The organism is Rhodoglobus sp. G.S.4 (genome assembly GCF_056619605.1).
Map to the genome: position 1 here is coordinate 122,456 of NZ_CM152748.1, position 26,852 is coordinate 149,307.

Sequence of the window (26,852 nt, forward strand, 5' to 3'; positions counted from 1 at the left end):
CGCTGGAAGGAAGCGAAAATGAGCCAGCTCACCCCTCATCCCTATATGGGAAACTCAACCGAGGCCATTCACGAGAGAATGCTCGCCGCGGTTGGAGCCTCCTCGATTGAGGAGTTGTTCGAGCAGATCCCCGCTGAGCACTATGGCACGCAGGGCGAAACCCTTCCCGACGGGATCCTGTCGGAGGCAGCCCTTGAGCGTCACGTCGATGACATTCTTCGTTCGAACAAGAACACTCGCGACAATCTGAGTTTCTTGGGTGCCGGCAGTTGGCAGCATCACGTTCCGGCTGTCTGCGACGAGATCGCTGGGCGAAGCGAATTTCTCACATCGGTGTGGGGAACTCCGTCGTCTGACCACGGACGCAATCAGGCTTGGTTCGAGTTCTCCTCTCAGCTCGGAGAACTCCTTGACCTTGAATTCGTCGGCCTCCCGGTCTACAGCTGGGGCTCGGCGGGCGGAAACGCGCTGCGCATGGCGGCCCGCCTCACGGGACGCAACCGGGTCATCGTCACGAAGGCCATCGATCCCGAGCGTCGCGCCGTTATCGAAAGCTACTGTGGGACGCAGGGGTCATCGCGAGCACTCGAGATTATCGATCTCGATTACGATGCCGCTACAGGTAAAGCAGACCTCGATCAGCTTGCAAAGGTGCTCGATGACACCATCGCTGCCGTCTACATCGACACCCCCAACCACCTCGGAGTCTTCGAAGCCCAAGCGGCAGAGATTACGGCCAGGGCGCACGCGGTTGGCGCGGAAATGATCGTCGGAACCGACCCGGTTAGCCTCGGAATCGTGGCACCGCCAGCCAGCTATGGCGCGGACATCGTGATCGGCTCGACCCAACCCCTCGGTGTTCCTCTTAACGCGGGTGGTGGCGTTGGCGGTTTCATCGCGACGCGCGACGAAGAACGGTATGCCCGGGAGTTTCCGACCCTTCAGGTCAGCATCACAGAAACGCTCGTCCCTGGTGAGCGTGCCTTCGGCTTGACGCTCTTCGGGCAGAGCTCTTACGGTGCGCGAGAAGACGGTAACGACTGGACAGGCAACTCGGTTTATCTCTGGGCTATTCGCAACACGGTCTACATGGCACTCATGGGGCCCACGGGATTCGCTGAACTCGGCAGCACGATCATCTCGAATGCGCACGAAACGGCCAATCGCATCGCCGGTATCGATGGCGTGACGGTGCGCTTTGACTCCGGCTTCTTCAAAGAGTTCGTCGTCGACTTCACCGGTACCGGAATGACTGTCGCCGAAATCAACGAGAGGCTGCTTGCCGAGGGCATCTTCGGCGGCAAGGACCTCAGCGTCGACTTCCCTGAGCTCGGGCAAAGTGCTCTCTACTGTGTGACAGAAGTGCACACGGAGGGCGATATCGAGCGATTGATCAGCTCCCTAGGAAAGGCGGTCACGCGATGACTCGCAGCGAAATTCGTCCATTCCACTCCGCACGCTGGAGCGAACCCGTCATTATGGAGATGGGTTCTCCCGGCCGGCGCGGTACCGTGCCGCCAACTTCGTGGGCGAGTGCCGATGCAGCCGGGCTTGTTCCCGCTGGACTGCGTCGCGCCGAAGCACCCGGGCTTCCCGAGATGTCGGAACCCGATGTTCTTCGCCACTACCTTCACCTCTCTCAGCAGACCATGGGAATGGTGGGCATCAGCCTGTTCGGGACCTGCACCATGAAATACAACCCGCGCATCAGCGAGCGAATCATTGCCCGCCCCTATGTCGCGGATGTGCATCCGGCCCAGGATCCGTCGACGATGCAGGGCGTTCTTCAGATCGTGGATGAGTTCTCTCAGGCTCTCACGACGCTCTCGGGAATGCCAGCCTTCACCTTCCAGCCCGGCGGTGGAGCCGCTGCCGCATTCACGCACGCGGCCGTCACTCGCGCGTATCACGCATCACGTGGCGAGCTCGGGCAGCGCACTGAAATCATCACCACGGCTCAATCGCACCCGTCTAGTCCCGCGACTGCTTCGGCTGCAGGCTTCGACATCATTACCCTTCCCGTTGAAGAGAACGGATACCCGTCGGTTGAAGCGCTGCGGGCCGCGGTGAGCGATCGCACGGCAGCACTCATGGTCAACAACCCTGATGATATGGGCATCTACAACCCCCACATTAAGGAGTGGGTCGAAATCGTTCACGAAGCGGGCGGACTCTGCTTCTACGACCACGCCAACTTCAATGGCGTAATGACTCGCTTGCGCGCGGCAGAGCTCGGCTTCGATGCGTGCATGTTCATGCTCCACAAGACCTTCGGCGTTACGAAGGGTGGTGGCGGTCCGGCTGTGGGTGCCTATGGATGCTCCGAGGAACTCGCTCCCTTCTTGCCCGGGCCCCGCATCGAGAAGGTCGACGACACCTTCACGCTCGTGGAGTCCCCATCGAGCCTGGGTCGCATCCGCGAATATCTCGGAAACGTGCCGCAGGTAATCGCGGCATACACCTGGCTCACAGCAATGGGCGGCAATGGTTTGCGCGAAGCAGCAGACCTGTCAGTGCTCACCAACAACTACATGGAGAAGCGCATTCTCGAGATTCCCGGAATCACGAAGGCTTTTCCCGACATGACCAAGCGCCGACTGGAAATGACTCGGTTTAGTCTGGGCGACATCACCGCCGAGACTGGGGTGACGGCAGTGGACATCCAGAACCGGATGACCGACTTCGGCATCGATGCGTACTGGTTGAGCCACGAACCGTGGATTGTTCCTGAGCCCTTCACCCCGGAGGCCGGCGAGGCGTGGTCGATTGAAGACATTGACTACTGGATCGACGTGCTCGCTCACGTAATCGACGAAGCTCGCAGCGATGCAGAGCTCGTAAAAACCTCGCCCCACAACCAGGTTGTCGCGCGTGCCAACGGAGCGGGGCTTGATGACCCCGAGCGTTGGGCAACGACGTGGCGCGCCTACCAGCGAAAAAACGGTAACCACTAGTGCGAATTCATAGCAAGGGGTTCGGCGACGCTCCCCGCGCCATTACGGTCAACTACAACGGGGAAGCTGTCGAAGCCCAAGCCGGTGACACGGTAGCGTCGGCGCTTATTGCCGCCGGGGATCCGGCTTTGCGGGTGGCCCGAGAAGGCGACAAGCGCGGAGTTTTCTGTGGAATGGGCGTGTGCGCTGAGTGCACGGTCATGATCGAGGGCAAGGGCGAGAGTCTCGCGTGCATGACCCCAGCCGCGGACGGCATGGTCGTCGATTCTGCTGAGCCGCGGCTCGATCTGCCCAGCTTGGACGACAGCACCAGCCTTCCCGAGTCGACGCTGACGCCCGACGTGGTCGTGATTGGCGCTGGCCCGTCGGGGCTTGCCGCCGCAGCGGTTGCGGCCGAGGGCGGGCTCGATGTCATCTTGCTCGACGAGCGTGGCAAACTCGGTGGCCAGTACTACAAGCAGCCCGCTCCCGACTTCGACCTCGATGAGCAGCGCCTTGATGGCCAGTATCAGCGTGGTCGGGCTCTGATTGAGCGCGCACGGGCATCAGGCGTTCGTATTCTCGACCGCGCAAAAGTGTGGGGAGCGTTTGCTCCGGATCACATCGTTGCCGCGAGTCCGGTCGAACGATGGGTCATTCGTGCCAAGCGAGTCGTTCTCGCGACAGGGGCGTATGAGCGTGGTGTCCCGATGCCAGGCTGGACCCTGCCCGGGGTCATGACGACCGGCGCAGCTCAGACTCTCTCGCGTTCGTATCAAGTGTCGCCAGGTCAACGGGTGTTGGTGGCGGGCAACGGTCCTTTGAACATGCAGGTCGCAGCGGAGCTCGCGGCGGCAGGGGCGCGCGTTGTCGCTCTCGTTGAATTAGCGAGCCCCGTGCGGGCCGCCAACGTTTTCTCGGGCGCAACGATGGCCTTTTCGTCTCCCGGACTCATCGCTGATGGCGCAAAGTACGGCCTCGCGCTCGCTCGGGCCCGCGTTCCCGTCATCACAGGAAGTGCGGTCGTGCGCCTGACCGGCGACGAGAATGGAGTGACCGGCGCCGTGGTGGCACGGTTGCGTGCCAACGGAACGCCCATCGCCGAAACCGAGCGCAGCTTCGAAATTGACGCGGTGTGCATGGGTTACGGCTTCTTGCCATCGAACGAGATCGCGCGGATGCTCGGCTGCCGCCACTCGTGGGATGACTCGCTCAAGACCCTCGTGGTTGAGCGCGACGCCGACGGTCGTACCTCCGTGCCGGAGACATATGTGATTGGCGACTCTGCCCAGGTGCACGGCGCGAAGGTTGCGCAGGCCCGCGGTGTCATCGCCGGTTCCTCGATCGTGGCCGAACTTGGCGGAGTTGCCTCGAGCGCACATAACCGTGAACTCCGCGCAGCTCGCCGAAACTTGGCTCGCAACTTGAGGTTCCAGAATTCGCTGAACCGCGTCTTTGCTGCGCCGGTTCTCACGATCGAGCTGGCGACCCCCGAAACAACAGTCTGCCGTTGTGAGAGCCTCAGCCTTGAGACGGTCGCGCGCGGCGTCGATGAACTGACGTCGAGCGCCGGTGCCAGTAAGCGAGTGTCGCGGGTGGGAATGGGCAAGTGCCAGGGCCGCTATTGCGGTCCGGTTGTTGTGGCGCTTTCTGCCGAACGAAGCGGAAATCCGGTGGATGAACGTTCAGGCTTCGCGCCTCAAGTTCCGTTTAAGCCGACACCGATTTCAGTCATCGCATCACCAGAACAGTAGAAAGAGGTACGCGTGAGAGTTGTTGTCGTTGGAGCTACTGGACACGTCGGCGGCTACCTGGTTCCCGAGCTTGTAGCCTCGGGCCACGATGTCGTCGCTGTGAGCCGCACAGCAACTCCGCGCTACCGCCAACACGAGGCGTGGGCTTCGGTTGAGCACGTCATGATCGACCGCGACGCTGGCGAAAAGGCCGGCACCTTCGCAGACGATATTGCAGGCTTGAACGCCGACGTTGTTGTCGACATGATCTGCTTCACTCCGGAGTCAGCTGCGCACCTTATTGAGGGACTGCGCGGACGCATCTCGCGCCTCATCATGTGCAGCACCATTTGGGTGAAAGGACGGCTGTCGTCTGTGCCGGCGGACGAAGATGTCGTGAGCGAACCGTGGGGCGATTACGGCATTCTCAAGGCTGCGGTTGAAGACGTCCTCCGTCTCGAGTCGTTGCGGCCCGACGGGCTTCCCAGCACCGTCATCCGCCCGGGTCAGATTTGTGGGCCAGGCTGGGCCGTCATTAACCCTCAGGGCCACGGTGGTCTGGAAGTGTGGGAGACCCTCGCCGCTGGCGAACCAGTGGCTCTGCCCAACTTTGGGCTCGAGACCCTTCACCATGTGCATGCCAGTGATGTCGCGCAGGTGTTCCAGCTGGCGGTCGAGCGAGAAACCGCTCCGGCATTCGACGTGTTCAATGCTGTTGCTGCCCGCGCAAGCAATCTTCGCGGGTTGGCGGCGGCGATCTCTCAGCGCTTCGGTCACGACGTGACCTATGACTTCCTCCCCTTCGAGAGCTTTCGCGAGCGAGTAACGCCGAAGCAAGCATCCACGTCGTTCGAGCACATCACTCGAAGCCATGTCATGAGCATCGAACGCGCTCAGACAGAGCTGGGGTATCGCCCTCGCTTCACGTCAGAAGAAGCGGTCGCATCATCCGTGGGCTGGCTCTGCGCTACGGGTGGACTATCGCCAAAGGCCGCCGAGCGGTGGCTGAGTTAACCACTGCTCGACGGCCTCACAGAACTGCGGGCGGCTCGCGCGCTTAGGGAATGCTGTTCCAGTACTTTGCGCGGTTGTACTGCCACGCCCACTCAAGCTCGCCGCCGAGCTCAGAAGCTGACCGCAGGGCGAAGTTGGGTTCGCGCAAGAACTGGCGCGCGACGAACACGATGTCGGTGTCGCCGGTCACGATCGCCGCCTCTGCTTGCTGGGGCGACGTGATGAGGCCAGCAACACCAACGGGCAGGTCGACCTCGGCGCGAATCTTGCGAGCCAACGGCTGCTGGTAACCGGGTCCCGGCACAATGTGCTGGCCGGGGCTGTTTCCACCGGAGGAGACGCTGATGAGGTCAACGCCCTCTAGGCTGCGAATAACCGCGATGGTGTCATCGACGGTCACGCCGCCGGGAACCCACTCAGTGGCCGAGAGGCGCAGTACGAGTGGCATGTCGGCGGGGATGACCTCGCGGACGGCAGCAACTACTTCGCGCAGGATGCGGGTGCGTCCGGCCTCATCGGTGCCGTATTCGTCCGTACGCGTATTCGAGGTCGGCGACAGGAACTGCCCGAGAAGATAGCCGTGGGCGGCGTGCACCTCGACCAAGTCGAAACCAGCCTCAACAGCACGGCGTGCGGCATCCCGATAGTCGTCGACGACCTTAGCAATGCCCACGTGATCGAGCGCAACAGGAGCCGCGAATGGTTCGTAGGGCAGGTCGGTAGGCCCGACCGTTTGCCAGCCACCCTCAGCCGGCGGAACGTAACCGCGACCGCGCGTGGGAGGAGCCGTTGACGCCTTGCGGCCAGCGTGCGAGAGCTGCATTCCGATGAGGGAGTCCATGCTGTGCACGAAGTCCACGACGCGGCGCCAACCGATGGTGTGCTCGTCGTTCCAGAGCCCAGCGTCGTCGGGCGAGATTCGGCCTTCAGGCGAGACCGCGGTGGCCTCGGTCATGATGAGACCGGCGCGGCCGAGCGCAAATGAACCGTAGTGGGCAATGTGGAAGTCAGCGGGTTGACCGTCGACCGACGAGTACATGCACATGGGGGCGACCCAGAGGCGATGCGGAACAGTAAGACCGTTGATCGTGATCGGTTCGAATAGCTGAGATTTGGGGAGAGACATACAAGGTCCTTTCGATGGAGATCACTTCAAAACTGGGGTTCGCACGGGCCCGACGGTGGGGCGCAGCGCTGAGGAGTCAGCGCTCAACCGTGCCGCCCTAACTGTGCACTTCTCCTGGCTCATCCGATGCAAGCCCTGCACCACGCTGTCGTTCGACGGTCAAACCATCCCGCACCCACGTCACACACGTGCGAGTGTTGGGCACGCCATCGACCGTCATAACGCAATCGAAACAAATGCCCATGCCGCAGAAATATCCCCGCGGCTCACCTGATTCGTGTTCGCGAAGTTCATTCTGGCCACACGCCATGATCGCGGCGGCGACGCTTTCGCCTTCGAACGCATCCTGGGGCGCACCGTCGACAACGATACGCACCGGGGTTCCACGTTCCATGCCGTGGCCCGGAATGCGGCCCGAGGTCACGCTTGCCCCGCAGTGGCGCTCAGCAATCCTTCGTCGACAAGCACGGCGCGCATGGCATCCAAAGCAGCGGGGTCGCTGACGGGAAGTCGCGGGCGTCGAACGTGGCCAGCGGGCTGGTCGAGCATGTGCATCAGGGCCTTCAGCTGCGACTGGTAGCCGCCGTAGATTCCTGCCCAACCGCCGGGAAGCCAGAGCTTCGGAAAGAGACGGTCTTGCACCGCGGCGTAGCGCTCCATGGCATCGAAGTCGCCTGCCCAGTAGTTCTCCCAGAATTGCGGATCGGGAGAACCAAAGAGCGAGCCGCCACCAACGGTGCCGTCACCGCCTTCAGTGCGCAGTACTTCAACACCGCGAGCAGACATATACGGCCCGAAAACGCGTACCCGGTCGCGAACTCGTCGCGACGTCTCGAAGAACTGGTCAACGTTGGGTGTGCTGTCTTTGATGGCCACGATGGAGTCAATGTCGGCGAGACGATCAGCGAGGTCAGAATCGATATCTATGCCGGTGCCGTGCGGCCAGTTGTAGACCACAGTTGGTCCCTGAACAGCGGCGCTGACCTCTTCGTACCAGGTCACTACTTCGTTGGGGAAGAGCTTGATGTAAGGCGGCGGGGAGACGAGAACGCCGGAGGCTCCCGCATCGAGAGCGTGACGCGCCAGTACCTGCACATTCTCCACGGTGTTCGAAGTGCATCCCACCAGCACGGGCATTCTTCCGTTCGCGGCAGCGACGGTAGTTTCAGCCACGGCCTTTCGCTCGTCAACGCTCTGCGAGAACCATTCCCCGCACGTGCCATTAACGACGACACCGTGCATCCCGCGTTCCGCGTACTGATTAATCAGCGCGTGCATCGTTTCGGTATCAAGCGCTCCCGACTCGGTAAACGGAGTCACAACGGCGGGAAAATAGCCTGCCCAATCGACGTCATCACGATTCATCTCAACGCTCCTCTATATGTGGTGTAACAAAACTGTGGATAATTCCCTGCCGCGTAACCTACGACATTCGATCGAGAGAGAATCGCTTGTGGAAGGGTGAAGCGCCCTTGTGCTGTTCTGCGATCTGTTCCGATAGTTGGAAGGCGTATATCGGCGAGAACGTGAATCCGGTGGTGGCAACGCACGCGTAGTAGCCGGGCACTTTTTCGGATTCACCGACGATGGGTGATTTGTCATCGGTGAACGCAATCACTCCCGACCAAGTGCGGATGACCCTCACGTCGTCGAGTGCAGGGATGACATCTCGGGCAACGTTGAGGTTTCCCGCGGCGCTCTGCCACTGGGTGGGATACCGGGTGGGGTAGGCCGATGCGCCTGTCGGCCAGCCTCCACCCACGATGAACCCACCCTGAGAGGTCTGCTTGAGAGTGAGTCGGCGACCGATGTGCTGCACCATCGATGGCAGCAGCTTCGGGCGTGACTCGGTGACGTTCACGTGCAGGCCCTCGCGCCGGATGGGGAAGTTGAGCCCAACCATTTCGGCGAGATCGCCAGCCCAAGCTGCGGCACAGTTCACCACGCGGCGGGCATAGTAGGTGCCTTGAGTGGTGCGCACGGTGAAGCGTCGTGACTCCGACGCCGCGTTCACTTCGATGCCGAGCACTTCGGTGTGGGTCTTGACGGTGCCACCGGCTTCAACCGCACGAAGCGCATAGAGAGGGGCCGTGGTGAGCGGATTCGCGTGCCCTTCGAGTCCACAGTACGTAGCGCCGATAACTCGATCAGAGAAGTAGGGAGCCCGGTTGGCGAGTTCAGCACCGGTTAGCACCTCGGTTTCGATCCCGGCCTCAGCCTCGAGCAGGTGCTTCTCGTGCAGAATCTGGAGTTGCTCAGGAGTCTCGGCGACCATCCAACCACCGGTTTGGTGAAGCCCGACATCTGCGCCGAGCTCGGTGCTGAGCCCCTTCCAGAGCTCGTAGGCACGCACGCTGTCGCGCGCATCACCGAGTAGCCGATCCCGGTCAGCTGAAGTTCCCTGGCCAGAGAGCTGGTGGATGGCGAGTTGAAAGTGGAAGCTTCCTGCGTTGGTTCCGGATGCCTCACGGTTGAGTTCGCCACGCTCAAGAAGCGTGACGTCGATGCCTTCTTTGGCGAGGTAGTAGGTGACAGCGGCGCCAGCGATGCCGCCACCGATGACGAGCACGTCGGTCTCGCCGACAACGCTCGAGGCTGCATCAGAGCGTGCAGCAGAGTTCAGGTCGGCGCGCTCGGGTTCCGTTGGTCGCACGGCCGAAGTGTCGAACAGGCCGGGATCGGTGACCGCTGGGTTCGCGATCGCACCGATCGCGGTCGGTCGCAGCGGCATCCGCGGTGTTGCGGGCTCGACGTCGGCGAGAGGAACTCCGCGTCTCGTGGCGATCATTGCCGCAATATGGCGGCCACACATCCGCCCCTGGCATGGCCCCATGCCCGCGCGGGTAAGCCCCTTGACAGCGCTGACGTCGGGAGCGCTCTCGATCGCTTCTTGGATAGCCGCAAGCTTTGTGCCCTCACACCGGCACACAGTGGTGTCGGGTTCGGCGAGCTCGAAGATTCCCTCGCCGACGTGATACATGCGGTCGGCCGCAGTCGTGAGCGCACGTCGGCGCCCGACTCGTTTGAGAAGACGGGATGCCCGAGAGGTGCTCTCTCGTTCACTCAGGATTCCGGCGTCCTGTGCCACCGCTAGGCCAGCAAGTCGCCCTTCGTCAGCGGCGACAGCGGAGCCCTCGACGCCGGCGCCGTCTCCCGCCGCGTAAATTCCGGAGACGCCCGTGCGGCACCAGTCGTCACGCTTGACGACGGGGCCGCCCAGGTCTTCGTTGCTGTCGAAGTCGCAACCTACGAGGCGCAGAAGTTCTGTGGAGGGGGAGAAGCCGTAGCCAACGCAGAGAACGTCGGCATCGATGGTTTCTTCTGTGTTCGGCACGACACGCCATTCGGCGTCCACTGCGGCATGAACGACTCGTTCAACTCGCCCGTCACCCTCAGCGCGCACGATGATGCGACCGTATTTGAGGGGGATCTTGTGGGTGAGGAGCGAAGCGCGGTATTTGGCCGCATCCATCAGTAGCCCGATGTTGCCCGGCGCAGCGAGTCCGACGTTCGCGAGGTCGACGATGCCCGGCGTGGGGCCAGACTCTAGAGCGGTGACAATGTTGGCGCCGTAACCCGCAAGTTGGGCGGGGAAGGCCAACGCCACCGGTCCTGAGCCGGCAAAGACGATGCGCTCGCCGGGAACGACCGCTTGAGTTTTGGCGAGCGTTTGCAAGCCACCGGCGGTGATAACGCCGGGGAGGGTCCAGCCAGGAAAGACCACTGGCCGGTCATTTGCTCCGGCCGCCACGATGATGCGAGCAGCGCTTAGCCGTTCGACGGCGTTGCCTTCGCGTTGGACCATAGCGGTCCAGCCTTCAGAAGAGGGTTCGAGGTTGACCACGCTCGCCCGAAGGATGATTTCTGCGCCGCTCTGCTCTGCCTCGTCAATGAGGCGGCGCCCCGCGAGGTACTGCGCCCCCATCGCGCGCGGATTGGTTACCCGCATCCCGGGGCCAGGTTGTTTATAGACCTGGCCCCCGAGAGTTGGGCGTTCGTCGATGAGCGCTGCGTTCAGGCCTGCGGCCGCTGCGGTGGATGCCGCAGCCATTCCGGCGGGGCCGCCCCCCACTACCAGAACATCAAAAACACGCTCATCTGTGTGCATTGTTTAGCAGCCACCCGGCATATCGGGCATCTGCGGTGCCATGATCGACGTGTAGAGGTCCTTGAGCGTTCCATCGTTCTGTGCGGAGCAGAGGAACTCGTCGAGCTGGGCTACGAGAGCACTGTTGCCCTTCTGAACTCCCCACGAACCGTAGTAAAGGCTCAGCGGCCCATCGACCTCAGCCTGAGCCAACTGGTTGGGGTTGGCGACGCTGAACTGAGCGAGGATGTAGTCCTCAACGACCACTGCAGCGGCACGACCGGTAGCAACCTCAAGAAGCGCTGCGTTCTGGTCGGGGAAGCCCTGCACAGTGGCGTTGGGGAAGTTGTCGCGAATCAGTTGTTCGTTGCTCGAACCCTGAAGAGCGGTGATGATGACGCCCTCTTTGTTCAGCTCGTCGATTGACAGGCTGGTTGCTGACCCTTCCGGCACAGCAAGGATGCTGCTGTAAGGAACGTAGCCGCGCGAGAAGTCAATGACTTCCTTCCGCTCGTCGGTGGCGCTCAGGCCGACGGAGACCATATCGAACTGCTTGGCTTGCAGTCCCGGAATGAGGCCAGCGAAGTCGAGGTTCTTGATTTCCAGTTCGACGCCCATTTCGTCGGCGAGGGCGTTGAGCAGCTCGACGTCATAACCTGTGGGCTCGTCGCCTTCGAGGTACATCTGTGGCTTGTACTGCAGGTTCATCCCGACGACGAGCACGCCCGGTGTCATCAGGGCGTCATTCGCTTCAGCAGCGCCCTGATCGGTGGTGCTTCCGCCTGAGCAAGCTGACAGCACCATCGCTGCAGTCGCCATTGCCGCGACGAGCGGCAAGCGTAGTGACTTCTTCATTGTGTTCTCCTTCTAGTTTTATTCGTTGTGTGTTAACTTGGTGTCGGGTCGGGCCGCGTGTTACTTCACGAACAACTGCGCGGTCGCGAGGGAGTTGGCTTTGGTGCTGGCGACGATTTTTTCGATCGTTCGACGCTGGCGAGCACGGATGGCGCGGCCAAGCACGGCCTTTGGGGGCCGAACATAGACGCCTTCGATGAGCCGGAAAATCAGGTCGATGGCGAAAGCGGCAATCACGTAAATGATTGCTGCTGCGGTGTAGAGGACAAACGGTTGGAATGTGGTCGCAACAAGGTTTTGAGTTACTCGAACAACTTCGAGTAGCCCGATGACAGTGAAGGTCGAGGTGTCTTTGACCATTCCGATGTACATGCTTCCGATGTTCGGGAGCGCAATCTTGATGGCCTGCGGGAGCGTCACCGAGAAGAAGATCTGGCTCGAGCGCATCCCGAGCGCCCAGCCAGCCTCGGTGTGTCCGTGAGGAACAGCGGCGAGCGCGGAACGGAAGATCTCTGCCAAGAAGGCGCTATAGAGCATCGACAGCGCGATGACACCGGCTTGGAACACGCTAAAGCTGATGTCGAGCACTAGGGAGAGACCGAAGTAGACCCAGATGACACTCACGAGCGCGGGCACACCACGGAAGACGTTGATGTACACGACGGCGATCCAGCTGACGGCCTTGGGGCCGTTGCGCAGTACCGCCAAGAGCAATCCGACAACCGTCGAGATCACGAGCGCGACGGTGGAGACAGACAGTGCCGTCCACATTCCGTTGATCAGGGCCTCACGGTTATCCCAGATCAAACTCCAGTCGAAGTCCAACAGGCTCATTACTTCACCGCTTTCAAGAATTCTTTGGCACGATCTGTGGTGCAGTTGTCGTAGAACCCGCGGGGTCCCGACTCAACAATTCGTCCGTCTTCCATGAAAACGTTCAAATCGCCAATTTCTCGGGCGAAGCCGAATTCGTGGGTGACGACGACAATGGTCATTCCCGTCTCCGCAACTTCACGCATGCTCTTCAGTACTTCTCCGACGAGTTCCGGGTCGAGGGCTGATGTCGGTTCGTCAAACAGGATGACGTCTGGGTCGAGAGCGAGGGCGCGAGCAATCGCGACTCGTTGCTGTTGGCCTCCGGAAAGTTCAGACGGGTAGTGCCCGGCCCGTTCGAGTAGGCCGACCTTGCGCAGCGCTTCCGCGGCGTGCTCGCGAGCATCACCCTTACTCTTCCCTTGCGCTTTGCGTTGCGGGAGAGCCACATTGTCGAGGGCGCAAAGGTGGGGGAACAGATTGAATTGTTGAAAAACCATGCCGACTTTGCGGCGCAGCTGCAGTTTGGTCCCGCGCTTGACGTTTGTCTCGCCTGGGTGCCCTGGCCCGTACTCGACATCGTCGACCTTGAGCGAGCCTTTTGTGGGATCTTCAAGAAGGTTGATGCTGCGAAGCACTGTGGACTTTCCCGATCCGGAGGGTCCGAAGAGTACGACGTGTTCACCCCTATGGATGTCGAGATCGATCCCGTGCAGCACCTCTGTTTGCCCGAAGGACTTGTGGAGCCCACGAATCTGAACGATGGGGGTTCGCGCGGTGGCGCTAGTAGCAATGGTCATATTCTCGATATCGTTTGTCAGGCTCGAACTTCGGTAATGGAGACGTACAGACCTGCGGGGTCTTGGAAGTAGGCATAACGCCACACTTGACCGTCTGGCATAGCGATCTCAACCGGTTCACCCACGAGAGGAACATTGATCGAGGCAAGGTAGGCCAGTGCAAGGTCGAGGTTGCGAGCGCCGATTGCGAACTCGAAAGTACCGAGGTGCCCCCACTCGCCACGCATGTCGGCTCCGGGAGGATCCTGTTCTACCGGCTCAAGCGCGCCGCCGTGAGGACTCGTGAGCAGCATCATCCGCTGTACCGGAGGCACACGGCCGACGGATTCGAACCAGGGGTTCATGGGCTCGTTTACTCCGCTGGCGTCGAAGAGTTTGCCGGTGAAGCCTAGGTCTCGGTAGAACGCTTCCGTGCGGTCGATGTCGTGAACTCCGAAGGCCACGTGATTCACGCCTTGAGGGCCTGCGGGATGTGGCCATCCTGATTCGAGGCTCGACCATTCGATGAGCTCGATCTTCGCCCCATCGGGGTCGGACACATAGGAGAGGCCGCAGTGTGTTTGGTAGGGCTCTAAGACCTGATCGTCGGGAGCCATCAGGCTGGTGTGGCCGGCGGCGACGAGCGAATCATAGAACTCGGATTGGCCTTTCACATGCAGGCACACTTCGCAGATTCCGGGCTCGCCGTATGCGAAGCCTTCGGGAACTGGGGCGGCGTGACGGTTCGTCAGCTGAACGAGTTTTACGCCGGACCGGCCAAGGACGGTGGGGTTAATGCTGCGGAGGTACACGACGCGAGCTTCTGTGGAGGCGTGCCCTGTTGCCTGCTCAAGGCCGCCAAGAGGGCCCGTGTAGTCGAAGACGATGTCTGAGAAGCCGAGCTGGCCGTAAAAGTTGAGCGACGCCTGCATGTCTGAGACGCCGACTCCGATGTGGTCGAGTCCGACCAGGGAGCCGAAACCGTACGTGGAATGACTGGTCATCCGAATCCTCCGGTGCTCGAAATTGTGGCTACTGGGATGCCGATAGGGCTAGCGGTGCGGGTCACGGCACGGGATGACTACTTCGTCGCCCGTGCAGAAATGTTTGCACACCGAACGTTTGAACGCAATACGAACACAAAAGTTCGTATTGCGTTCAAAGGTTCGCATATCGTACTGTTTTGAACAGCGAACCCCCGATTTTGCGGGAAACCAGAGATTTCAGCGGTCGTAGCGTCGCCGTCACGATCGAACGAGGTTTGCGCAACAGACCGCCGAAGCACACTCATCAGCCGACGAAACACTGGAGGGGAAATGGACGAAACAGCACCCGCACCCCAGTCGAACTCCGCGTCAACGGAGTTCGCATCGCGCCGCTTTCTTGTATCCGGTGGAGCGCAAGGCCTCGGTCTCGCGATTGTTAACCGTTTGGCTGCAGCCGGCGCCTCCGGCCTCATTCTCGATCTCGGCGCGAGCGCCAGCGTGCCTGCTCCGTGGCCGTCAGTCGCTGTCGATGTCACCGACGAAGCAGCCGTACGTCACGCAATCGAAAGCGACGTTGCAGAGCATGGTGCCTTTAATGGACTTGTTGCGGCAGCCGGAATTGTTCCCGCCTGGCACAACCCGACCGATATCGATCTCGACGTGCTTGATAAAACGATCGCCGTGAACGTCACCGGCTTTGTTTCGGTCATGAAGTACGCGGCGAGAGACATGCCTCGGAACTCGACGATCGTCGCGATTGGGTCTCTGAATTCCTGGCGAGGGGACCCCAATGTCATGGCCTACGCGGCAAGCAAGCACGCCGTGCTCGGGGTGGTCCGTTCAGCGGCTCAGTCGCTGGGGCCTCGCGGCATCCGTGTCAACGCGGTCGCGCCAGGGCCCGTTGCGACCGCTGCACTGCTCGGCCGGATGAAGGAGCGCAGCGCCAGCACGGGGATGGAGCCAGCCGAAGCCGTGCGTGCTGCAGAACAACTCACGGTGCTGGGGGCGCTTGCCAGCGCTCACGATGTCGCGAACGCTGTTGCCTTTCTTTCCTCACCGAGTTCGGCCGCAATTACGGGGCACCTTCTTCCCGTTGATGGAGGGTTGCTCTAGATGCCTGATCTTGCAAACACTCTGGACCTGTCTGACCGCACCGCACTCATTACGGGTGTTTCGGGAGCGATCGGATCTCATATCGCCTCCACATTCATCAACCGTGGCGCTCGAGTGGCCGGGACGTACCGCAGTCGTGAAACGTCTGCACGAGCCGCTCTCGCCGCTGCACGGCCTGATCACTCGACTCTGCTGCAGACAGATATCGACTCGCCCGAATCCGCACGGGGTTTATGGCAGCGGGCAGAAGAGTGGAATGCGATCGACACTCTCGTGGTCAATGCCGCGACCATGGCGTCCGCCCCTCTCGCCGGCCGCGATGACGAGGCATGGGACCGCAGTTGGGAAAACCTCCTCCAAGTGAACGTGCTCGGTGCCGCGACCTTGATGCGCGAAGCGGCACTCTCCTTCGCGGAGCGCGGCTACGGAAGTATTGTGGCGATTTCCAGTTGGGCGGCCGAGCAAGGTTCTCGGATTCCAGACGCTAACGCCTACGCGGCGTCGAAGGCAGCACTGCGCAACTTCGCTCAGACTCTCGCCCGATCCTATGCTCGGGACGGGGTGCGGGTGTACATCATTGCTCCCGGCGTTGTCGGCGGCGGGATGGGCACCTCAGGCCTCCAGCCCGCCGAAATTCAGGCCGCCGCGGAGGGGCTTGCGATGGGACACCATGTTGACCCTCGCGAGGTCGCTGAACTCGCCGCATTCTTAGCTACTGACCGTTGCCCGAGCCTCACCGGGTCGACTATTGACCTCAATGGGGCGTCGTACATCCGTTAGAGCCCTCCATGACTTTCCCGCCTTGCGCCCTCCAACTTTTCAGTTAGGTCAACCACATGACACTCATTTCGAATCCCGATGAAGCTACTGCGGATGTCGATATCCATTCGGTCGCGATCATCGGTGCCGGCAGCATCGGTATTGCGTGGTCCATCGTCTTCGCGTGCGCAGGCATTAACGTTCGCATTTTCGAGCTTGATGAAGTTCGGCGAGCGTCGGCACTCACCGCCGCTGAATCTCTGCTGCTGGAGATGCGAGAGGCGGGCCTATTCTCTGAGCCGACGTCTGGCATCCTCGCGCGGATGACTGTGTGGAAAGAGCTGGCGGATGCAGTCGATGGCGTCGGATATGTGCAGGAGTGCATCGTAGAAGACGTTGACGTTAAACGTGTTCTGTTCGGACAGCTCGATGAGCTGACCTCGCCAGACGTAGTTCTTGCGAGCTCGACCTCAGCAATACCCTCTTCTCAGTTTGCGCGCCACCTCGAGGGTCGAGCACGCTGCCTGGTTGTTCATCCTGCCAACCCGCCCTATTTCCTTCGCGTCGCCGAAGTGGTTCCCGCAGAATTCACCGCATCGCGCACTGTCGCGATCGCGGCTGCATTGCTGACAAGGGTAGACATTTCGCCCGTCCTTCTGAACACCGAAATCGAAGGCTTCGCCCTTAACCGTCTACAAGGAGCCTTGCTCCGGGAGGCCTACTGCTTGGTGCGGGATGGCGTAGTTTCCGCTGTTGACGTAGACACTCTCGTGCGGGAAGGGCTGGGAAGACGCTGGTCGGTCATCGGGCCCTTTACGACGAGCGAATTGAACACCCGCGGCGGGCTTCGCCAGCATTCGGAGATTCTGGGCTCGGTCTATGCGCGCTTCGGCCTGGAACGGGGCAAGGACAACCCTTGGACCCGCGAAACGATCGACATCGTCGCCAATGCGATTGAGAACCACCTCCCGCATCCGCGATGGGAAGAGAATGTTCGAGAGCGTGACCACGCGATGATCCAAGTGGCCTCGCTACTTCGCGGCTTCGAGAACCCGCTCAAGCCGCGCCGAGCGGTCTAGCTAAAACCAAACAGGGCCGCCGCGAACTCAGTGCCTGCGAGCCGAGTTAGCCGATCGACATTTCCTCGGTTTTGCCTTACTCTAAGGCAACCCATCACTCGTCGTTAGGGGAACCCCGTGTCGCAGGCGCTGAAAACTGAACTATTGGATGCCCCGAACATGTTGACTGGGCGACTGATCGTGGCGCGCATCCGGAAACTCATTCTGACCGCTGGCTTCACCCTCATGGTCTATTCGATTTTCACTACGGCCAACCGAGGTTACTGCCCGGTTGATGTCGCTACTGGTGGTTCTCTTGTAGGCAGCGACGGCAACTTCACTGAAGTAGCACCCAGCTGTGTGAATCTCACGCTTCACCCCGGCGGCCTCATCTATTTGGCAATTTTTGCGATCATCATCGTTACTCTGAATTTTGTGCTCCGACGAGCAAACGACGAAGAATCTGCTCTGCAATATCTCGACCGCGCGGAACTTGGGATCATGGTTCTGGCCGTCGTTTCGTTGCTCATCAGCCAGATTTGGTTCTGGATGATTCCGATTACTGACTGGAACGGCAGCGGCACGTTCTATTTCCCGTTCCCCTTCGGTGCCGTTGACCTCATCACCACCCCGATCACTACGCAATAGGACGGATGCCGTTCCCCCCTCAGCACACTGGCGATTTTCAGGGTAGGCACCGGCTTCTGCTTTTCACTGGGAGTATTGATCCCATGACCGCCACTGCCACGCCGGCCCGCCTCCGCGCTGCCGCGATCGCGACCTTCCTTGTCTTCGGTATCAATGGGTTTGTGTTTGCGAGTTGGGCGGCCCGCATCCCTGCCGTCACCGACACCCTCAATCTCACACCCGGCCAGATGGGTGCTCTCCTGCTCTGTGTCGCCGTTGGTTCGCTGATCGCCTTGCCCACAGCCGGTTATGTGACAGGCAGAATTGGCACCGCAAATACCGTGCGCGTTGCGGGACTGATCGCCGCGCTCGCCGGAGTCGGTATCGCCTTGTCGCTCTCAGCGGCAACCACGGTCGGAACCGCAATCTCTTTGTTCTTCTTTGGCATCGGAATCGGACTCTGGGATGTCGCTCAGAACATTGAGGGTGCCGACGTCGAGCACAAAATCGGCCGCACCATCATGCCGCAACTCCATGCCGCTTTCAGCGGTGGTGCCTTTCTGGGCGCGCTCCTCGGTGCCGGGCTGTCGACTCTGGGGGTCGGATTGCCCGCGCATCTTCTCGCGATCGTTGTGGTGGTAGCCGTGACGACTTTTGTTATCCCGAAGTACTTTCTGGCGCGCATCCCTGAAGTGACGCAGCCCGCAGGAGAACCTGCCCCGCCGAAGGTGCGCACTGCCTGGACCGACCGCCGCACCCTACTGATCGGTGTTGTTGTCCTTGGTGCAACCCTCACGGAGGGCGCAGGAAACGACTGGATTGCCAAAGCAGCAGTCGATGGACTCGACGTCACAGAATCCAACGGCGCCCTCATGTTCGCGACCTTCGTGCTCGCCATGACCCTGATGCGATTCTTCGGAGGCAAAGCGATCGACGCCTACGGTCGCGTTCCCGTGCTGCGCGCCAGTATGGCGGCCGCAGCAATCGGCCTCACGCTCTTCGTGCTTGCGCCAAACATCGGGCTAGCCATGGTCGGCGTCGCCCTGTGGGGCATCGGCGCCGCGCTCACATTTCCGATGGGGATGTCGGCGGCAGCCGATGACCCCAAGCATGCCGCCGCCCGCGTATCAGTGGTCTCCACCCTCGGGTACGTCGCGTTCCTTGCCGGACCACCACTGCTGGGCTTCCTCGGCGACATCGTCGGAATCAGATTCGCGTTGCTGGCAATCGGAATTCCCATCCTGATTGCTCTCGTGCTGGCTGGGGCCGCGCGGCCGTTGCGCGACAGCGTTCCCCTGAAAGCAGAGCTATGAGCACTAGAACTCGCTCCCTCATCGCTCGAGCCTTTCGGAGTCGTCGACTGATGCGTGCGCCGATCGGACTGTACCGCGCCGGGTTCGGCTTCCTTTTTGGCAGACGCCTGATGATGCTTGAGCACACCGGCCGCAACTCCGGCGAATCCCGCTACGTCGTCTTAGAAGTAGTGACGAGCCCGAGCCCGAACGAAGTGGTGATTGCGTCAGCCCTCGGTCGACGCGCCCAGTGGGTTCGCAATCTGGTGGCCGAACCGAAATGCCACGTCAGCATCGGGTTGCGCCGCCGAATCCCCGCTAGCGCAGAGGTGCTCGGGCCAGCCGACGCCCAAGCCTATCTTGCGGCCTACCAAGTGCGGCATCCGAGGACATGGAAAGAACTCACCGCACTCATGACTTCGCTCCACGACGGAAACCCTGACTTCGAAATCCCCCTCGTTCGCATCACGCTCCACCCTTAAGCCGGGCCGAACAAACCCGGAAGTATTCGTTGGGTCTAAACCTTTTCGTCGACGATGCCCACGAAGCGACTGCCAATGCCGTCGATCTCCGAGCGGAACACCCCTTCAGCGGGAGCGGGAAGCTCATCCGCATCATGCCAATCGCACGTCAAATACGTGAAGGCTGGCCACCACTTCTTCGGGCGGGCTGCTTCCGTGAAGCCGCAGACCGTACACGTCAGCTGCATCCACACGGGGCGCTTGCCGGTGCGGTTGGCGCGCGACTGAACCAACCAGGCTGGGGGGTTGGTTTCGAGTTCTTCGAACTCGGCATCCGACATCCGATTCGGGAGGTCATGCCGTCGAGCCATCTCGAGAGGGATGTCGAGGCGCAGTGCAGCTTCCCGTCGTGTGATCATGTTCCTACGGTACGCGAACTGGGCGGGCGCCCGTACTTGTTGGCCCGAATCTGCGCGCCAATGGAGACCCCTAGCTGAGGTAAATCTTGCGCAGCGCTTCGGTGACCGTCCACGTGGTCTTCATGCCGTCGGTGAGCCGCACAACGTCACCGGGGCCAACAGCGATCGTGCGATCATCCGCAGCGAAGTGGATGCTGGCGCGCCCGCTAATGACCACAAAGACCTCATCGACCTCGGTGTCTGTTGCGGTGCCAACGCTCATTTCCCAGACGCCGATCTCGGTGTCGCCGAGGGTATCGAGTACGGCGTACCCCGCGGTGGGACTGCCTGCCACGACGTCGCCCGGCTCCAGTGTTTCGTGTGCGACGGGGACGGCGCTCGCCGCAAGGGGAGTGCCGGGAGTGAGAAGCGGGGCGGGTTCGGTCATGGGGTTCAGCCTATGAGACTGGGCTGCAGATCGCGCAGGGTGCGGCGGTGGGTCATTCGGGTCACTCCGATGGCGGCCAGGATGAGTGCGCCACTGAGCCAGGCGCCGAGTACGAGAGCGTCGGTGCCGACTCGGGCTAGGTCGCCGCCGTACATGAGTTGGCGCATCGCATCCACGACGTAGCCCATGGGCAGAACATGGTGGAGCGCGGCGAGCGGGGCTGGCAGGGTTTGCCACGGAAAGGTGCCGCCGGCGGTGACGAGTTGCAGCACCATGAGAACGAGCCCCAAGAATTGGCCGACCGAGCCGAACCAAATGTTGAGAGCAAGAATGATTGCGGCATAGGTGAAGCTTGCCGCCACCATGACCCCGAGAGTGCCGAGCGGATGCGTGAAGCTGAAGCCGAGCGCAGCAGCGAGCACGCCGAAGAGCGCAACCATTTGGAGCGCACCGAGCACTGCTGGGGTGAGCCAGCCCGCGAGTGTGACGCGTAACGGTGACCGGAGGGCCGTTACGGCACGCTTTGAGATGGGTTTGACGATGAGGAAGAGCGCGTAGATTCCAATCCATCCGGCTAGCGCTGTGAAGAAGGGCGCGAGGCCTGCGCCATAGTTGCCCGCTGCCGTGACTGCGCTCGTTTCGACATCAACCGGATCGGCAATCGCCGCTGATTGCTGTTCGCGCAAGTGGGTAGTCGAGGCGGGGATCGCTTCAACACCATTCTCAAGCCCGTCACGAAGCTGAGTCGTGCCATCGGCGAGAGTTCCCAGTCCGCTTTCTAGCGCACCAACGCCAGCGCTGAGGGTTGAAGCACCGGACTGTGCCGAGCTCACCCCGGCAGCGAGTTGGGTTGCGCCCGAGGCGAGGTCGGCGGCTCCGCTCGCGAGCGACGTGGCGCCCGCCGAAAGCTCATTAACCTTCGACACCGCAGACTGCACGGTGCCATTTCCTTCAGTGATGCGCGCGCTCAACGGGTCAAGGGAGGCAAGCACGGTGTCGATCTCAGCAGCATCAAGACCCTGATCGGTGAGCGCGGTGATGAGGTCGGCGCGAGCGGAAGGAAGCGCATCCGCAATGGTTTGGGCTGCTGTGCCCGCGCGGTCCGCGTACCCGGCAAGCTCACGATTGCCGGCGGCGACCTGAGCTGCCCCGGCGGAGATCTGGTCGGCACCGTTGGCGAGACTGCCACTTGCGGTGCTGAGCGTGGACAGTCCTGTCGCTAACGTTCCCACGCCATCCGACAACTTGTGGGCACCCGTCACAGCATCATTCGACCCGTTGACGAGCAGCGTTGCGCCGTCGGTGGCATCAGAAAGCTCGGTGCGGATGTCAGAGATTGCGGTCAACAAAGTGTTTGCCGCTTCTTGACCAACGAGTTCCGCTACTGAGCGCCGGATCTGCTCAACAGCCTGCTTGCCGATGGTCGACGCCAAATAGTTGTTAGCGTCATTGGTCTCAAGAGCGATCTCGGCCTGATGCGGATTCGTGCCCGCGATGGAGGTCAGAGCATCCGAGAAGTCGCTGGGGAGTGTCACCGTGAAGTCGACGGTTCCGTCAGCAAGAGCCGCAGACGCCGCGGATGCCGTGAAGACATGCCACTCAAAGTCGTTTCCTGCGAGCAGGTCGTCGGCAACGCGCTCACCGTAGTTCACTGCCTCGGTGTCACCGTCGGCGGGGACACCATCGTCGGCGACCACGAGCCCGACGGGCACTTCAGCGAAGCTGCCGTAGGGGTCTTGGTTTGCCCACAGGTAGACGCCGCCATAGAGCACGGGCACAAGCATGAGCGCGAGTAGCGCCAGCATGGCCATGCGCGAAGAAGTGAGTCGTCGCAGTTCAGCGACGACCATGGAGAAAACCTTCATGCGGGATGTACTCCTGTGGTGGTGCCGCTCTGGGTAATGGCCCACTCCGAGGCGCGACCAGCGACGGCAAGAATCGCGAAGCCACGAGTGGCGAACTCGTCGAGGAGGTTCCACCATTCCAGGGGCGGACCACCATGGCGGTCGGGGGCGGTCACGACGAGTGCCTCGACACCGGGGCGAAGAGTGGCCAGTTCGCACAGCACCCGCAGTCGCGTGGAGGGCTCAATATCTGCGATCGGCGTGGTGGCAAGCGTGCGATAGCCCAGTTCTTCTAACCAGCGTCGGGTAGATAGTGGGTCGGCGCGACGGCCAGCGAACATGAGTTCTTCGGCAACAACACCAGCTAGGGGAACGCCAGCATCTGGGTCAGAAACGCCGGGGGCATCAACGAGAGCAACCCGGCGACGTAGCGCACGGGCATCCGAAGCGCCGTCGATGGTCACGGTTCCCGAGTCTGGCCGCATGCGACCGGAAGCAATCAGGCCAAGCACGGTTGGGCGTTGTTCTGTTTCGGCAACAGCGAGGGTCACATTGCCGGTGGAGAACGTAGCGGATGTCGCGGGCAGGGCTTCGTTGTTGCGCCCTTTAGTGACGGTGGTCAGTTCGACGCGCATTACTCGGAGCCGAGAATCGACGGGTGCTCTTCGAGCAGTGCGACGCTTTCGCGCCAGGAGAGCCCAGCCACGCTGAGGGTGGTGCGCACGGCGAGGGAGCGTGCTTCGGGCAACGCAGCATCGACGCGAGTGATCGCGGCGCGGGCCGCCTCCTCAACAAGTCGCGAAAGTGTGGTGACATCCATGTCGGTGCGGAGAGTTTCGGCATCTTGGCCGCGCTGCAGGATCTCAACCACGGTGCGCCGCAAGGGTGCAAGAGCTTCTGCCGTGGCAGAAACATGGGTTTCATCGAGGGCGGTGGCAGCCACGACCTGCATGTGGGCGGCCTCACCCCAGAGAAGCGAGGCGAGTCGAGCCAGAGCCACTTGAGGGTCAGTGTCGTCAACCCGCAGTGCGATCGCGTTGAACCGTTGGGCGCCTGCCGCGATGACTTCGGTGACGAGAGCGTTGCGGTCAGTGAAGTGCCCATAGAGTGCGCGCCGAGAGAGGCCGGCTTCGCGCGCGATGGTGTCGATCGAGGCTTGCGGGTCGTGGGCGATCGCTGCAGTGGCGGCGCTCAGGATGCCGGCGCGGTTGTCGACAGCATCCTGGCGGGGACGTCGAGTGGCGGGGGTGGTCATTCCCTCACTGTAATAACTTGCACAATGATGTGCAAGTTATTACCGGCTACTGTCAGGTCAGCGCTCTGCCGAGCAACGCTTACGAGTCGAAACCGAGCCCGAGAGCATCCAACGTCTTGAGAATGGCATTGCGGCGACCCTGATTGTGGTCGGCCCGGTTCAGCGACCACCGCGTCGCATTGATTCCCAGCGAGGCAATCGGCTCAGGCGGGAACGGCAACGGCATCTTCTTCACCATCTCCAACTCGGTGCGCTCCGTCGTCAGCCCATCGAGCTTGTCGAGCATCACCTGAGCAGCAAAACGAGTCGCCCCAACACCGAGCCCGGTGAAGCCAGCCGAGTAAGCGACCCGACCAGCACGCGCGGTTCCAAAGAACGCACTGAACTGCGTTGAGGCATCAATAGCCCCAGCCCAACGGTGGGTGAACGTGAGACCCTCCAACTGCGGAAACGTCGTAAAGAAATGACTCGCGAGCCGCTCAAAACTTTCCGGACGGTGCTCATACTTGTCACGAACCTTGCGACCGTAATGATAAACCGCGTCATATCCCCCGAAGAGAATACGGTTGTCAGCACTCAGCCGGTAGTAGTGGAACTGATTCGCCATATCGGCAAGACCCTGACGATTCGACCACCCGATAGAAGCGAGTTGCGCGGGGCTCAAGGGTTCCGTCATCAGCACATAGTCATACACGGGAACCGTCTGCAGGCGCGCACGCTTGAGCAACGACGGAAAAGCATTCGTCGCGAGTGCAACCCTGGCGGCACGCACCATACCCTTTCGGGTGTGCACTGCTGCAGCATCCGTTGGGCCACCGGATGTCTCGACCTCACGCACTGGCGAGTTCTCAAAGATCTCGACCCCGAGTTCGCTCGCGACCCGCGCCAGTTCACGAACAAGTTTCGCGGGGTGCACGAGCGCGTTGATGCGTTTGTTCCACACCGCGGCAAGGTAGGTGGGGGAGTTCACTTCTGCTCGAACCGCAGCCTCGTCAAGAAAGACCGTGTTCTCGTCAGTCTTGGCCTCTTTCAGCCACGCAATTTCGTGCGGCTCAATAGCGAGGTCGAGGGATCCGGTGCGCTCAAAGTCGCAATCGAGCCCCAGTGACGTCACGCTGGCCTCAATCTCATCGAGGTTCTGCATGCCGAGGCGGTCGAGCTGTTCGTACTCGTTCGGCCAACGGCTCAGGCCGTTCTCTTCACCGTGGGTGAGGCTGGCTTCGCAGAAACCGCCGTTGCGGCCAGAGGCAGCCCAACCCAGTTCGCGGGCCTCGAGCAGCACAACTTTCGCGTCGGGGTTGCGCTGCTTAGCGAGCACGGCGGTCCACAGTCCGAGGTAGCCACCGCCAACGATCGCGAGGTCGGCCGTGATCTCGCCACGGAGTGCAGCAAACTCGGGGGCATCCTTGACGTCGTCGATCCAGAACGGCTTGTGTATCGAGCCATGGAGCGAATTGCTGATGACGGATGCTGCTGGCGGGTTTCTTTCAAAAACTACTTTGCCCACGGGGCACGTTCCCTTCTCGCGTGGTTGGTCGCGAGGTTCATGATTGTGCGGGCGCGAGGTAAACGCGCTCGCCTTCGACGAAGGTCTGTTCGGTGCGGGTGAGGCCGATTTCGGCAACGGGGCCCGCGAAAGGGTTGCGGTCAAGAACCACGAGGTCGGCAAGCTTGCCCACCTCGATAGTGCCGGTCTCATCGAGGTGATTGGTGAAGGCAGAACCGGCGGTGTATGCGGTCATCGCGGTCAACAGGTCGAGGCTTTGCTCGGGCAAGAACGCCTCGTACTCGCCTTCTTCGTGGCCGGGCGCCGCAATGCGATTCACGGCGACATGGATGGCCGCCATTGGGTCTGGACTAGACACCGACCAGTCGCTGCCCGACGCCAAATGTGTTCCGGCGCGGTGCAGATCGCCCCACGGGTACTGCCATGAGCTGCGCGGTTCACCCAAGAACGGCAGGGTTAGGTCGACCATTTGGGGCTCGAGTGCAGCCCAGTAGGACTGCATGTTGGCTGTCACTCCTAACTGAGCGAAGCGGGGAACGTCATCCGGATGCACGACCTGAAGGTGCGCAATGTGGTGACGGTTGTCGTTGGGACCGTTGATAGCTCGGGCGGCTTCGATTGCGTCGAGGCACTCCCGCACGGCGCGGTCTCCGATGGCGTGAAAGTGCACCTGGAACCCAAGAGCGTCGAGTTCGGTGACATTCGAGATCAGTTGAGCGGCGTCGACAAAGGAGATGCCCGAATTGCCGGTGTGGTGACCGCAACCATCAAGGTAGGGCTCGAGCATCGCGGCGGTGAAGTTCTCGGCTACTCCGTCTTGCATGATCTTGACGGTGGTCGCAGCGAAACGTCCGGCAGCATTGTGCTTGCGCCGAAGAACAAGTTCGGGAATCTGCTCGGGGCCGCGCTTGCGATCCCACCACAGGGCTCCGACGACGCGAGCCGTCAACGTGCCAGCTGCTGCTGCTTCCATGTAGGCGGGAGTGGCGTCGCCAGAATCGCCGTAGCCACCCAGGATGGCGTCCTGCCAAGCCGTGATCCCGAGCGAGTGCAAATACTCTTGACCGATCGACAGGGCGCGCAAATAGTCTTCGGGCGAGGTCTCGGGCAGCAGTTGGTTCACGAGCGACATCGCCCCCTCGTGGAGGGTGCCGGTGGGGTGACCGTCGGCGTCGCGCTCTATCCGGCCATCAGCAGGATCGGGGGTTTCGCTCGTGATGCCGGCCAGTTCTAGCGCTCGCGAGTTCACCCACGCGCCATGGCCATCGCGGTTCGGGATGAACGCTGGCCGGTCTGCGACCGCCGTGTCGAGATCGGATGCCGTTGGTGTTCCTCCGGGGAAAGCCGCCATGTTCCAGCCACCACCCAAAACCCACTCAAGCTCGGGGTTAGCGTCAGCGTAGTGGCGAATCCGGGTGAGGTACTGCTCGCGAGTGGAGTCGTAGGCGAGGTCGCAGCGGATGAGGTCGAGACCTCCCCAGACGGCGTGCACATGGGCATCCTGAAAGCCTGGGCTCAACAGCTTGCCTGCAAGGGCAACGACCTCGGTATCAGGACCGATGAGAGCTTGGATGTCAGCTTCGGTAATCGGCGAGTCGTCAGCGCCTGCGGGAACATCCGCACCAGTGCTGACGGCCACGATCCGGCCAGCCGACACGGCGACACTTCCCATGCTCGGTTCAGCACCGGTCGCCGTGAAGACGGCACCTCCAGTCAAGACAAGATCAGCGAATGACATATTTTTGTGCACTTCCCTTAGCGGTC

At 61.5% G+C, this 26,852-nt stretch carries 25 protein-coding genes; 10 read left to right on the forward strand and 15 right to left on the reverse strand.

The features are described from left to right. The first annotated feature begins 18 nt into the window (after positions 1 to 18). The 4 genes from gcvPA to AC061P_RS00620 are packed head-to-tail and all read left to right on the forward strand — an operon-like array spanning position 19 to position 5,680. Complete coding sequence (gene gcvPA / locus AC061P_RS00605; protein WP_449647982.1) at positions 19 to 1,425, forward strand: aminomethyl-transferring glycine dehydrogenase subunit GcvPA; 1,407 nt, start codon at positions 19 to 21, stop codon at positions 1,423 to 1,425. Continuing rightward, the gene (gcvPB, locus tag AC061P_RS00610) at positions 1,422 to 2,954 is read left to right on the forward strand and encodes an aminomethyl-transferring glycine dehydrogenase subunit GcvPB (RefSeq protein WP_449647983.1); all 1,533 of its coding nucleotides are present in this window, start codon (positions 1,422 to 1,424) and stop codon (positions 2,952 to 2,954) included. Before gcvPA ends, gcvPB begins: the two co-directional genes overlap by 4 nt. After that, positions 2,954 to 4,687 (forward strand): FAD-dependent oxidoreductase, encoded by a 1,734-nt coding sequence (locus tag AC061P_RS00615; protein ID WP_449647984.1) that lies wholly within the window; start codon positions 2,954 to 2,956, stop codon positions 4,685 to 4,687. Before gcvPB ends, AC061P_RS00615 begins: the two co-directional genes overlap by 1 nt. A 12-nt stretch (positions 4,688 to 4,699) precedes the next feature. Continuing rightward, positions 4,700 to 5,680 (forward strand): NAD-dependent epimerase/dehydratase family protein, encoded by a 981-nt coding sequence (locus tag AC061P_RS00620; protein WP_480391554.1) that lies wholly within the window; start codon positions 4,700 to 4,702, stop codon positions 5,678 to 5,680. A 43-nt stretch (positions 5,681 to 5,723) separates the two neighbouring features. Here the strand turns inward: AC061P_RS00620 and AC061P_RS00625 are convergent, their stop codons facing one another. The 8 genes from AC061P_RS00625 to AC061P_RS00660 form a co-directional block, all read right to left on the reverse strand. Further along, positions 5,724 to 6,806, reverse strand: a complete 1,083-nt coding sequence (locus AC061P_RS00625; RefSeq protein ID WP_449647986.1) for an NADH:flavin oxidoreductase/NADH oxidase — start codon at positions 6,804 to 6,806, stop codon at positions 5,724 to 5,726. 97 nt (positions 6,807 to 6,903) lie between these two features. After that, positions 6,904 to 7,230, reverse strand: a complete 327-nt coding sequence (locus tag AC061P_RS00630) for a (2Fe-2S)-binding protein (RefSeq protein WP_449647987.1) — start codon at positions 7,228 to 7,230, stop codon at positions 6,904 to 6,906. Beyond that, positions 7,227 to 8,171 (reverse strand): dihydrodipicolinate synthase family protein, encoded by a 945-nt coding sequence (locus AC061P_RS00635; protein ID WP_449647988.1) that lies wholly within the window; start codon positions 8,169 to 8,171, stop codon positions 7,227 to 7,229. The genes AC061P_RS00630 and AC061P_RS00635 overlap by 4 nt, the downstream gene beginning before the upstream one ends. A 58-nt stretch (positions 8,172 to 8,229) precedes the next feature. Beyond that, on the reverse strand, positions 8,230 to 10,914 hold the full coding sequence (locus AC061P_RS00640; protein WP_480391555.1) for an FAD-dependent oxidoreductase: 2,685 nt from the start codon (positions 10,912 to 10,914) through the stop codon (positions 8,230 to 8,232). Between the two features lie 3 nt (positions 10,915 to 10,917). Further along, positions 10,918 to 11,748 carry a transporter substrate-binding domain-containing protein gene (locus AC061P_RS00645; RefSeq protein ID WP_449647990.1) on the reverse strand — a complete coding sequence of 277 codons (831 nt, stop codon included), beginning with the start codon at positions 11,746 to 11,748 and terminating at the stop codon, positions 10,918 to 10,920. Positions 11,749 to 11,808: 60 nt separating this feature from the next. Continuing rightward, the gene (locus AC061P_RS00650; protein ID WP_480391556.1) at positions 11,809 to 12,582 is read right to left on the reverse strand and encodes an amino acid ABC transporter permease; all 774 of its coding nucleotides are present in this window, start codon (positions 12,580 to 12,582) and stop codon (positions 11,809 to 11,811) included. After that, a complete protein-coding gene (locus tag AC061P_RS00655; protein ID WP_480391557.1) occupies positions 12,582 to 13,361 on the reverse strand; it encodes an amino acid ABC transporter ATP-binding protein in 780 nt (259 codons plus the stop codon). The genes AC061P_RS00650 and AC061P_RS00655 overlap by 1 nt, the downstream gene beginning before the upstream one ends. A 17-nt stretch (positions 13,362 to 13,378) precedes the next feature. Then, entirely contained in the window at positions 13,379 to 14,344 is a 966-nt protein-coding gene (locus tag AC061P_RS00660) for a VOC family protein (protein ID WP_449647993.1), read from the reverse strand. 312 nt (positions 14,345 to 14,656) lie between these two features. Here AC061P_RS00660 and AC061P_RS00665 point away from each other — a divergent pair, with 312 nt between their 5' ends. The 6 genes from AC061P_RS00665 (at position 14,657) to AC061P_RS00690 (ending at position 19,657) form a co-directional block, all read left to right on the forward strand. Continuing rightward, positions 14,657 to 15,439, forward strand: a complete 783-nt coding sequence (locus tag AC061P_RS00665) for an SDR family NAD(P)-dependent oxidoreductase (RefSeq protein ID WP_449647994.1) — start codon at positions 14,657 to 14,659, stop codon at positions 15,437 to 15,439. Continuing rightward, entirely contained in the window at positions 15,440 to 16,219 is a 780-nt protein-coding gene (locus AC061P_RS00670; protein ID WP_449647995.1) for an SDR family NAD(P)-dependent oxidoreductase, read from the forward strand. Between the two features lie 56 nt (positions 16,220 to 16,275). After that, complete coding sequence (locus AC061P_RS00675) at positions 16,276 to 17,277, forward strand: 3-hydroxyacyl-CoA dehydrogenase (protein ID WP_449647996.1); 1,002 nt, start codon at positions 16,276 to 16,278, stop codon at positions 17,275 to 17,277. A 117-nt stretch (positions 17,278 to 17,394) separates the two neighbouring features. After that, positions 17,395 to 17,904: a hypothetical protein gene (locus tag AC061P_RS00680; protein ID WP_480391558.1), complete on the forward strand. Its 510-nt coding sequence runs from the start codon at positions 17,395 to 17,397 to the stop codon at positions 17,902 to 17,904. Between the two features lie 83 nt (positions 17,905 to 17,987). Further along, the gene (locus tag AC061P_RS00685) at positions 17,988 to 19,196 is read left to right on the forward strand and encodes an MFS transporter (RefSeq protein ID WP_480391559.1); all 1,209 of its coding nucleotides are present in this window, start codon (positions 17,988 to 17,990) and stop codon (positions 19,194 to 19,196) included. Continuing rightward, positions 19,193 to 19,657, forward strand: a complete 465-nt coding sequence (locus AC061P_RS00690; RefSeq protein WP_449647999.1) for a nitroreductase family deazaflavin-dependent oxidoreductase — start codon at positions 19,193 to 19,195, stop codon at positions 19,655 to 19,657. Before AC061P_RS00685 ends, AC061P_RS00690 begins: the two co-directional genes overlap by 4 nt. A 35-nt stretch (positions 19,658 to 19,692) precedes the next feature. Here the strand turns inward: AC061P_RS00690 and AC061P_RS00695 are convergent, their stop codons facing one another. The 7 genes from AC061P_RS00695 to AC061P_RS00725 form a co-directional block, all read right to left on the reverse strand. Beyond that, entirely contained in the window at positions 19,693 to 20,055 is a 363-nt protein-coding gene (locus tag AC061P_RS00695) for a hypothetical protein (protein ID WP_449648000.1), read from the reverse strand. A 70-nt stretch (positions 20,056 to 20,125) separates the two neighbouring features. Continuing rightward, on the reverse strand, positions 20,126 to 20,482 hold the full coding sequence (locus AC061P_RS00700; protein WP_449648001.1) for a cupin domain-containing protein: 357 nt from the start codon (positions 20,480 to 20,482) through the stop codon (positions 20,126 to 20,128). 5 nt (positions 20,483 to 20,487) lie between these two features. After that, positions 20,488 to 22,347 carry a YhgE/Pip family protein gene (locus AC061P_RS00705; RefSeq protein WP_480391560.1) on the reverse strand — a complete coding sequence of 620 codons (1,860 nt, stop codon included), beginning with the start codon at positions 22,345 to 22,347 and terminating at the stop codon, positions 20,488 to 20,490. Next, positions 22,344 to 22,961 carry a hypothetical protein gene (locus AC061P_RS00710; protein WP_449648003.1) on the reverse strand — a complete coding sequence of 206 codons (618 nt, stop codon included), beginning with the start codon at positions 22,959 to 22,961 and terminating at the stop codon, positions 22,344 to 22,346. Before AC061P_RS00710 ends, AC061P_RS00705 begins: the two co-directional genes overlap by 4 nt. Then, complete coding sequence (locus tag AC061P_RS00715; protein WP_480391561.1) at positions 22,961 to 23,581, reverse strand: TetR/AcrR family transcriptional regulator; 621 nt, start codon at positions 23,579 to 23,581, stop codon at positions 22,961 to 22,963. Before AC061P_RS00715 ends, AC061P_RS00710 begins: the two co-directional genes overlap by 1 nt. 79 nt (positions 23,582 to 23,660) lie before the next feature. After that, positions 23,661 to 25,088, reverse strand: a complete 1,428-nt coding sequence (locus AC061P_RS00720; RefSeq protein ID WP_449648005.1) for an NAD(P)/FAD-dependent oxidoreductase — start codon at positions 25,086 to 25,088, stop codon at positions 23,661 to 23,663. 37 nt (positions 25,089 to 25,125) lie between these two features. Next, a complete protein-coding gene (locus tag AC061P_RS00725; protein ID WP_480391562.1) occupies positions 25,126 to 26,826 on the reverse strand; it encodes an amidohydrolase in 1,701 nt (566 codons plus the stop codon). Positions 26,827 to 26,852: the final 26 nt, after the last annotated feature.

Coding starts and splice junctions, on each gene's coding strand:
- AC061P_RS00710 (WP_449648003.1), bottom strand. CDS start 22,961: ATGCGCGTCGAACTGACCACCGTCACTAAAGGGCGCAACAACGAAGCC.
- AC061P_RS00650 (WP_480391556.1), bottom strand. CDS start 12,582: ATGAGCCTGTTGGACTTCGACTGGAGTTTGATCTGGGATAACCGTGAG.
- AC061P_RS00625 (WP_449647986.1), bottom strand. CDS start 6,806: ATGTCTCTCCCCAAATCTCAGCTATTCGAACCGATCACGATCAACGGT.
- AC061P_RS00695 (WP_449648000.1), bottom strand. CDS start 20,055: ATGATCACACGACGGGAAGCTGCACTGCGCCTCGACATCCCTCTCGAG.
- AC061P_RS00685 (WP_480391559.1), top strand. CDS start 17,988: ATGACCGCCACTGCCACGCCGGCCCGCCTCCGCGCTGCCGCGATCGCG.
- AC061P_RS00635 (WP_449647988.1), bottom strand. CDS start 8,171: ATGAATCGTGATGACGTCGATTGGGCAGGCTATTTTCCCGCCGTTGTG.
- AC061P_RS00670 (WP_449647995.1), top strand. CDS start 15,440: ATGCCTGATCTTGCAAACACTCTGGACCTGTCTGACCGCACCGCACTC.
- gcvPA (WP_449647982.1), top strand. CDS start 19: ATGAGCCAGCTCACCCCTCATCCCTATATGGGAAACTCAACCGAGGCC.
- AC061P_RS00715 (WP_480391561.1), bottom strand. CDS start 23,581: ATGACCACCCCCGCCACTCGACGTCCCCGCCAGGATGCTGTCGACAAC.
- AC061P_RS00645 (WP_449647990.1), bottom strand. CDS start 11,748: ATGAAGAAGTCACTACGCTTGCCGCTCGTCGCGGCAATGGCGACTGCA.
- AC061P_RS00725 (WP_480391562.1), bottom strand. CDS start 26,826: ATGTCATTCGCTGATCTTGTCTTGACTGGAGGTGCCGTCTTCACGGCG.
- AC061P_RS00675 (WP_449647996.1), top strand. CDS start 16,276: ATGACACTCATTTCGAATCCCGATGAAGCTACTGCGGATGTCGATATC.
- AC061P_RS00665 (WP_449647994.1), top strand. CDS start 14,657: ATGGACGAAACAGCACCCGCACCCCAGTCGAACTCCGCGTCAACGGAG.
- AC061P_RS00690 (WP_449647999.1), top strand. CDS start 19,193: ATGAGCACTAGAACTCGCTCCCTCATCGCTCGAGCCTTTCGGAGTCGT.
- AC061P_RS00705 (WP_480391560.1), bottom strand. CDS start 22,347: ATGAAGGTTTTCTCCATGGTCGTCGCTGAACTGCGACGACTCACTTCT.
- gcvPB (WP_449647983.1), top strand. CDS start 1,422: ATGACTCGCAGCGAAATTCGTCCATTCCACTCCGCACGCTGGAGCGAA.
- AC061P_RS00640 (WP_480391555.1), bottom strand. CDS start 10,914: ATGCACACAGATGAGCGTGTTTTTGATGTTCTGGTAGTGGGGGGCGGC.
- AC061P_RS00700 (WP_449648001.1), bottom strand. CDS start 20,482: ATGACCGAACCCGCCCCGCTTCTCACTCCCGGCACTCCCCTTGCGGCG.
- AC061P_RS00660 (WP_449647993.1), bottom strand. CDS start 14,344: ATGACCAGTCATTCCACGTACGGTTTCGGCTCCCTGGTCGGACTCGAC.
- AC061P_RS00655 (WP_480391557.1), bottom strand. CDS start 13,361: ATGACCATTGCTACTAGCGCCACCGCGCGAACCCCCATCGTTCAGATT.